We start from the raw sequence: 6,289 nt of genomic DNA on the forward strand, positions 1-6,289 counted from the left end.
ATGAAAAGCCATACCTTTCAGGCCAAGCAGCTTGTTGCCGGTTATGGCGACAAAAAGATTTTAGACGGCATCAGCCTGCAAATCCCCAGCAATCAAATCAGCGTCATTATCGGAGCAAACGGATGCGGAAAATCGACGCTGTTAAAGACGCTGGCCCGGATCATCAAACCGCTGTCAGGCGAGATATTGTTGGACGGCCGACCGATTCATTCGATCCCGTCGAAGCAGCTGGCTCGGGTGTTGGGCTTGCTGCCGCAATCGCCCATCGTTCCGGAGGGGATTACCGTGGCCGATTTGGTCGGGCGGGGCCGTTTTCCCCATCAATCGCTGTTTGGAACATGGAGCAAGAAAGACTACGAAGCGGTTGCGGAAGCCATGGAGATTATGGACATCACGGCATTGGCCAACCGCCATGTGGATGAGCTGTCGGGCGGTCAGCGTCAACGGGTTTGGATTGCGATGGCATTGGCGCAGCAGACGGATATGTTATTTCTGGACGAACCGACCACCTATTTGGATATCACGTACCAGATCGAAATTCTGGATCTGTTGACGGATTTAAACCGCAAATACGGCACGACCATCGTCATGGTCTTGCATGATATCAACTTGTCGGCGCGGTATGCGGATTATGTGTTTGCGCTGCGTCAAGGCAAACTGGTCGCCGAAGGCAAACCGTCCGAAGTGATTACCAGTCAATTGATCAAAGACGTTTTCGGGCTGGATTGTATGATTGTTCGGGACCCTGTATCCGGTGCTCCTTCGGTCGTGCCGATTGGCCGCCATCATGCCGGCGAGACTTTTGTGCTGGAGGCGAGCAGATGAACGCACAAGATTTGTACGACGTGACGATTATCGGCGCCGGACCGGCAGGCCTCTATTCCGCCTTTTATGCGGGCCTGCGGGAAATGAAAATGTTCACTTAGCATGTACACTTGTCAGGCCGCATCGGTTCCTGTGCCGAAAAGGTAATGATGCCGGACAGACGCAAAGAGCCTCCACCCGCCGCAAAGACGGGAGGAGGCTCACATTTATTTTGCAGATTGCTAAGAAAGCAGGTGCTACGCCAGCCGATATCTCCATCCCCAGTCAAGATCGACCGGACTCTCTCCGGCTAGATCTCGCTCGGAGATTAAAAGTGATATGGGCTGATTATTTCGATAAGCAATGCAAGAACAAATGAAAACACGATGGATACCGCCATTTGTTTCGGTTCCTTGTAAAAAATCACGCACAAAACAGCATACATAATGAGTTCGTCAATATAATTGATGTCCAGATAAAATGCGCCAATTGCCAAAGAAAGACTTAACATCAGTCCCATGGGCAAGGCCGGCAAGATATAAGCGAGACGTGAATGATTTTTGGCTAACCAAACAATGCTGCCCAGAAAGGGAGATAATAGTGCAATACTGCCCCACAGCATAAAATATTTGGTCGGAAAAAAACCGAACAAGTATGCTGAATACAGGTAATAACTGATCAGCACCCCTGCAAAGAATACAAAGGTATTGATCGCGGCCCTGATGATTGTTTTACTGTACGCGGCTATCATTGCAGCGATCAATACCCAGATTCCTAATCGGGAAAGAATGTGCGAACAATAGTGGAAGACATCCGCTAGCCAACTCCCATCGACTGCAACCGTGTCTAAATACTTGGAGATTGTACCCAAGAGCGCACCGATGAGTACACATTTCATATAGTCGGGCATCATTTTTTTCACTGTCATCATTTTTCCACCTCTACAGCGTTGCAACAATTCCTCTCATTATATCATGTCGTCTTGATGACGTTGACGAAAGAACCGTATTCAGTTATGAGCCGCACAAATACAATTGTATTTTGGTTGACGACGATTTGCTTAATGACTTGACGGAGAAAAAACATTTTGCTGATCATCGCGGCTAATGATGAGCAAGTGATGAGCAAGAATCTTTTCAGTGCCAGATACAAAGTGGACTCATAAAGGTATAATGGACAAACAGTTCAACGAATGGAGTGAAGAATCATGAAACGAAGGATCATACTGGATTTGGCTGTTACGCTAGACGGTTTTATCGAAGGGAAAAATGGAGAAGTGGATTGGTGCATCATGGACCCTGAGATGGGGTTTACGGATTTCTTGCATCAGATCGATACGATTTTTTACGGGAGAAAGAGCTATGAGATCTGGGGGCAATTTGCTCAAGGCATGCATGAAATGGATCTGTCTGATACCGACAAAGAAATGTGGGAACTTATTCATAGCAAAGAGAAATATGTGTTTTCCCGAACGCAAAAAGGAACAGATGATAAAGTCAAATATATAAACAGCAATATCCTTGAGGAAGTAAACAACATAAAGAATAAGCCTGGCAAAGACATTTGGCTGTATGGAGGAGCAGATCTTATTACCACTTTCATTAACTTGGGGCTTGTTGACGAATTTAGACTATCGGTCCATCCGGTTATTTTAGGTGAGGGCAAACCATTGTTTATTGATATCAAGCAGAGGGTGAATGTAAAGTTGGTTCAAACGAGAACATTCTCCTCTGGCGTTGTACAGCTCATCTATCATTCGATGAAGGAACCATCTTCTTCCTCGTGACCTGTACCTCCAATTTGACTCCCTGGAGCAAGCGCCGAACCAAAACGGCCTGACGCCATGTTCCTGGATACGGCCTTACTCCTTTCTATGAAGAATATCCCAAGGATGATGAACACGTTTCGCTAGGTTTTTGTTCAGATCGGTTTGGAGCAGGGCCATCCCCTAAAGGACGGCCCTGCCACGTACCGTTGCAGCCAGCACTAAGAACTGTACACGACACTGCATTCATGCATGGCGTTCCCGGCGGCTTTGTCGATATCCCCACAAGGTGAAAAGAATGCCCACGATGGTAACCAGAGAGGCTGCCAACGGGACGGCTTTCAGCCCGCCGCCGATGCCGTAGTCGATGACGATTCCGCCCAGATAAGCGCCGAGGGCGTTCCCCAGGTTAAACGCCGCTATGTTCAGCGTTGAAGCCAGGGTTGGCGCTTCCTTTGCAGTGTTCAACATGTGCAGCTGCAAACCCGGCACCGTGCCGAAAGCGGCCACGCCGAGAAGGAAGACGAAGATCAGGGTTGCGAGTTTCCATTGAGCCACGACACCCAGCAGGGCCAGCACCACAGCCAATAACACGAGAATACCGATCAGCGAAGTCAGCAGACTGCGGTCGGCCAATTTGCCGCCGTAGATGTTGCCAATGGTAATGCCGATCCCGAACAGAACCAGAATGTACGAGATTGAGTCAACAGGGAAACCGCTGATATCCACCAGAATCGGCTTGATATAGGTAAACGCTGTGAATACGCCGGCGAAGCCGAAGGTTGTCATGAGAAGCGCGACTAGTACCTCGGGACGCAGCAGCACCCCAAATTCCCGACTCAATCGGGAGGGAGAGGCTTGAATCCGCGGGACGAGTACGATCACGCCGATCAGCGCCAGGCTCCCGATAGCCGTAATCGCCCAGAATGTCGATCGCCAGCCGAATTCCTGGCCGATAAACGTACCAATCGGCACGCCGAGGATGTTCGCGAGCGTAAGGCCGGTAAACATCAGGGCGATGGCTCCGGCCCGCTTCTCTTTCGGCACAAGCTCCGCGGCGACTACGGAGCCAACGCCGAAGAAGGAGCCGTGTGTCAGCGCTGCGACGATGCGGGCGAACATGAGCACGCCATAGGAAGGGGCGAGAGCCGCGAGGGCATTGCCCACGATGAAAATTCCCATCAAGAGCAGAAGGAGCGCCTTGCGCGGCATCTTATGCGTAGCGACCGTGATGAACGGTGCGCCGAGCGCTACCCCGAGCGCATACCCCGTGATGAGAAGCCCCGCCTCCGGAATCGAGACACTCAGGCTTTCCGCCACTTCCGGCAGCAGGCCCATGATAATGAATTCGGTCATTCCGATGGCGAAAGCACCGAGCGTCAGCGCGTAAATGGCAATCGTGGAATTGCGGCGCGCAGTGGTCGTACCTGTGTATGGCATGCTATCGGAATTCAAGATGAGGTCCCTCCTCTTCGAAGATGGTCAATCACGGCATTCGTGACTGCGATTGTCGATTGCGGATTTTGGCCGGTAATCAGATTGCCGTCAGCTTCATAGTGGGCAGTCCAGTTCGGAGCGGCAACGAAGATCGCCCCCAGCTCGCGAAGCCGACGTTCCAGCAGGAACGGGAGATGGGATGCCAGACCTGTCTCCTCCTCTTCCCGGTCAGTGAATGCGTTCACGCGTTTTCCGGCGACCAGTGGACTTCCGTCCGACAAGACCGTACCGACCAGGGCGGCCGGGCCGTGACAGACAGCGGCGACCACTTTGCCGGACTCGTAGAAATCGCGCAGCAGTGATTGGAGCTTTTGGTCGGTCGGGAGGTCGTACATCGCGCCGTGCCCGCCTGGCAAGAAAATCGCGTCAAAACGTTCATGAGACAGATCGTTCAGCTTCATGGTGTTTTCCAGTCTCTTCGCTGCTTCTGCAAACGACGGGTCCATTTCCTCACCTAGACTGGCGGGGTCCACTGGTGCTTTTCCGCCGAGCGGGCTGGCTACGACCACGTCCCAACCTTGCTCGTTGAACAGCGTATATGCTTCCGCAAATTCCGACAGCCAGATTCCTGTCGTTTTACCATCGTCAATATGGGAGTGGCTCGTGACCACCATGAGCACGTTTTTTGACATCGTTTCAAACCTCCTGAAGGGTTATTTTTGATTGCCCCCCAATTCTACGCCTGAACTTTTTATAAAACAAATTATGAAATTTGCGTGTATTCATAAGAAAATTTATGGATTCAGCGGGCAAAAAAAGACCAGACGCCGATGAAAACTGGCCTCTGGTCCTCAGATGTGCTCGCGAATGACCTTCTTGATTTGTTGAATTTCCGGTATGTACTTGTGTTTGCTTTTGTACGCGAAGAACAGCTCGTTTCGTACCGACAAGTCCGCGTAAACGACTTGAACCTCACCTTCTTTCGCCGTATTCAGCAGATAGGTGGGAACCACGCTCAGGCCCGCGCCTGACGTGACCAGACGGAGAATCATATGCAGATTCGGAATGATGTAAGGGGTGGACAGCATAGGACGCTTCTTGAAACGTTCCCGCCACAACCTCCGGATTATGGGCAGTTCCGGTCCGTACGCAATCCACGTCTGTTCGGTGAGCCAGCGTTCTTTGGCTTTCAAGCTCACGGCATCGGGAACCTCCCAGTGAGCCGGTGCGATTATGGCCAACTCCTCTTCCCACAGCTTCTCGTACTCGACTCCCGGTTTCAGGAATTTCTTTGAGGTAATGATGATATCCGCCTTGTCCTCTTCCAGGATGCCGAGCAGTTCCTCCGCGGTTCCGAAATAGGAAATCGAGCAGGTACCGAATTTCGGCAGCAAGGGGAGGATTTTTTCCTGGTAGAACTCCGGCGCCGAGCCGATTTTGATCCATTTCAGGCTCGGTTGGGAAGACGTTTTCAGATCTGCGCTCAACTGCTCCAGCGCTTCGACGAGCGGAGCTACCTCGGTATACAGCAACTTCCCTCGCTCCGTCGGGATCATTTTCCGGGCCGTCCGGACAAACAGCGGCTCGCCGATCTCAGCCTCCAAGGAGGCCAGATGCTGGCTCATCGCCGGCTGAGTCATGAAACGGGATTTGGCAGCTTCGGACACCGAATTGTGCCGATAGATGAAGACAAAGCTCCGATACCACTCGAAATCGATCATGTGAATGCCTCCGATTTGGGTTTTTTGAAAAATATAGCACAGACGACAGGAGGCCTGGGGGATTTTTCATTGGTATAATTCGTTAGGCGTTATGCTGCCATATGGAAACTCGTCTGGAAACCTTGGATGACGCATTGCTCAAATCATCCAGATATACGGAAAGGGGGCTTTACCTGCATGAAAAGCAGCGGCGGAAGGCCCTTTTTGTTTTGGGCTTCCCACACTCGTTGCGAATGAATATTACTTGTATGATCCATAAAACGTTCATTTGAGGAGCGGGCAATATACGGTTATAATTAAAATAGTTATTATCTTATAGTATTTATAAAAATTCGATTGCGTGGAGGCTGGCTCTTATGAATTATGAAGATTACCATCACCTGAACCACGTCAAAGAGCAGCAGACATCAAAGAAAACGCTGTGGCTCACCCTGATGCTGACCTTGTTTTTTACGATTGTCGAGATTGTCGGAGGCCTGATGTCCAATTCGCTCGCCCTTCTGTCCGATTCGGCCCACATGATCTCCGATGTGATCGCGCTGGGGTTGAGCATGGCTGCCAT

The 6,289-nt window shown here is 50.9% G+C and carries 7 protein-coding genes (1 of these 7 cut by a window edge); 3 read left to right on the forward strand and 4 right to left on the reverse strand.

Annotated elements, in window-relative coordinates:
• Positions 1 to 825 (forward strand): ABC transporter ATP-binding protein, encoded by an 825-nt coding sequence (locus IRT44_RS06740; protein ID WP_212133660.1) that lies wholly within the window; start codon positions 1 to 3, stop codon positions 823 to 825.
• Positions 826 to 1,132: 307 nt separating this feature from the next.
• Here IRT44_RS06740 and IRT44_RS06745 read toward each other — a convergent pair whose 3' ends face one another.
• Positions 1,133 to 1,732, reverse strand: a complete 600-nt coding sequence (locus IRT44_RS06745; RefSeq protein WP_230077645.1) for a hypothetical protein — start codon at positions 1,730 to 1,732, stop codon at positions 1,133 to 1,135.
• 279 nt (positions 1,733 to 2,011) lie between these two features.
• Between IRT44_RS06745 and IRT44_RS06750 the strand changes: the two genes are divergently transcribed.
• Entirely contained in the window at positions 2,012 to 2,590 is a 579-nt protein-coding gene (locus tag IRT44_RS06750) for a dihydrofolate reductase family protein (RefSeq protein ID WP_230077646.1), read from the forward strand.
• A 225-nt stretch (positions 2,591 to 2,815) separates the two neighbouring features.
• On the opposite strand, the gene IRT44_RS06755 is transcribed toward IRT44_RS06750, so the two are convergent.
• The 3 genes from IRT44_RS06755 to IRT44_RS06765 all read right to left on the reverse strand — a co-directional run bounded on the left by IRT44_RS06755 (position 2,816) and on the right by IRT44_RS06765 (position 5,727).
• Complete coding sequence (locus IRT44_RS06755) at positions 2,816 to 4,009, reverse strand: MFS transporter (RefSeq protein ID WP_171567555.1); 1,194 nt, start codon at positions 4,007 to 4,009, stop codon at positions 2,816 to 2,818.
• An 11-nt stretch (positions 4,010 to 4,020) separates the two neighbouring features.
• On the reverse strand, positions 4,021 to 4,698 hold the full coding sequence (locus tag IRT44_RS06760; protein WP_171567552.1) for a type 1 glutamine amidotransferase domain-containing protein: 678 nt from the start codon (positions 4,696 to 4,698) through the stop codon (positions 4,021 to 4,023).
• 159 nt (positions 4,699 to 4,857) lie between these two features.
• Entirely contained in the window at positions 4,858 to 5,727 is an 870-nt protein-coding gene (locus IRT44_RS06765) for a LysR family transcriptional regulator (protein WP_171567553.1), read from the reverse strand.
• Positions 5,728 to 6,083: 356 nt separating this feature from the next.
• On the opposite strand from IRT44_RS06765, the gene IRT44_RS06770 reads away from it, so the two are divergent.
• A protein-coding gene (locus IRT44_RS06770) for a cation diffusion facilitator family transporter (protein ID WP_230077647.1) crosses the window boundary here: on the forward strand, positions 6,084 to 6,289 show its 5' end (the start). 730 nt of this gene lie beyond the right edge of the window; the window shows 206 of its 936 coding nt (coding positions 1-206); the start codon lies at positions 6,084 to 6,086; the stop codon falls past the right edge of the window.

It is taken from the genome of Brevibacillus sedimenti, from assembly GCF_020923495.1.
GTDB classification, from domain to species: Bacteria; Bacillota; Bacilli; order Brevibacillales; family Brevibacillaceae; genus Brevibacillus; species Brevibacillus aydinogluensis.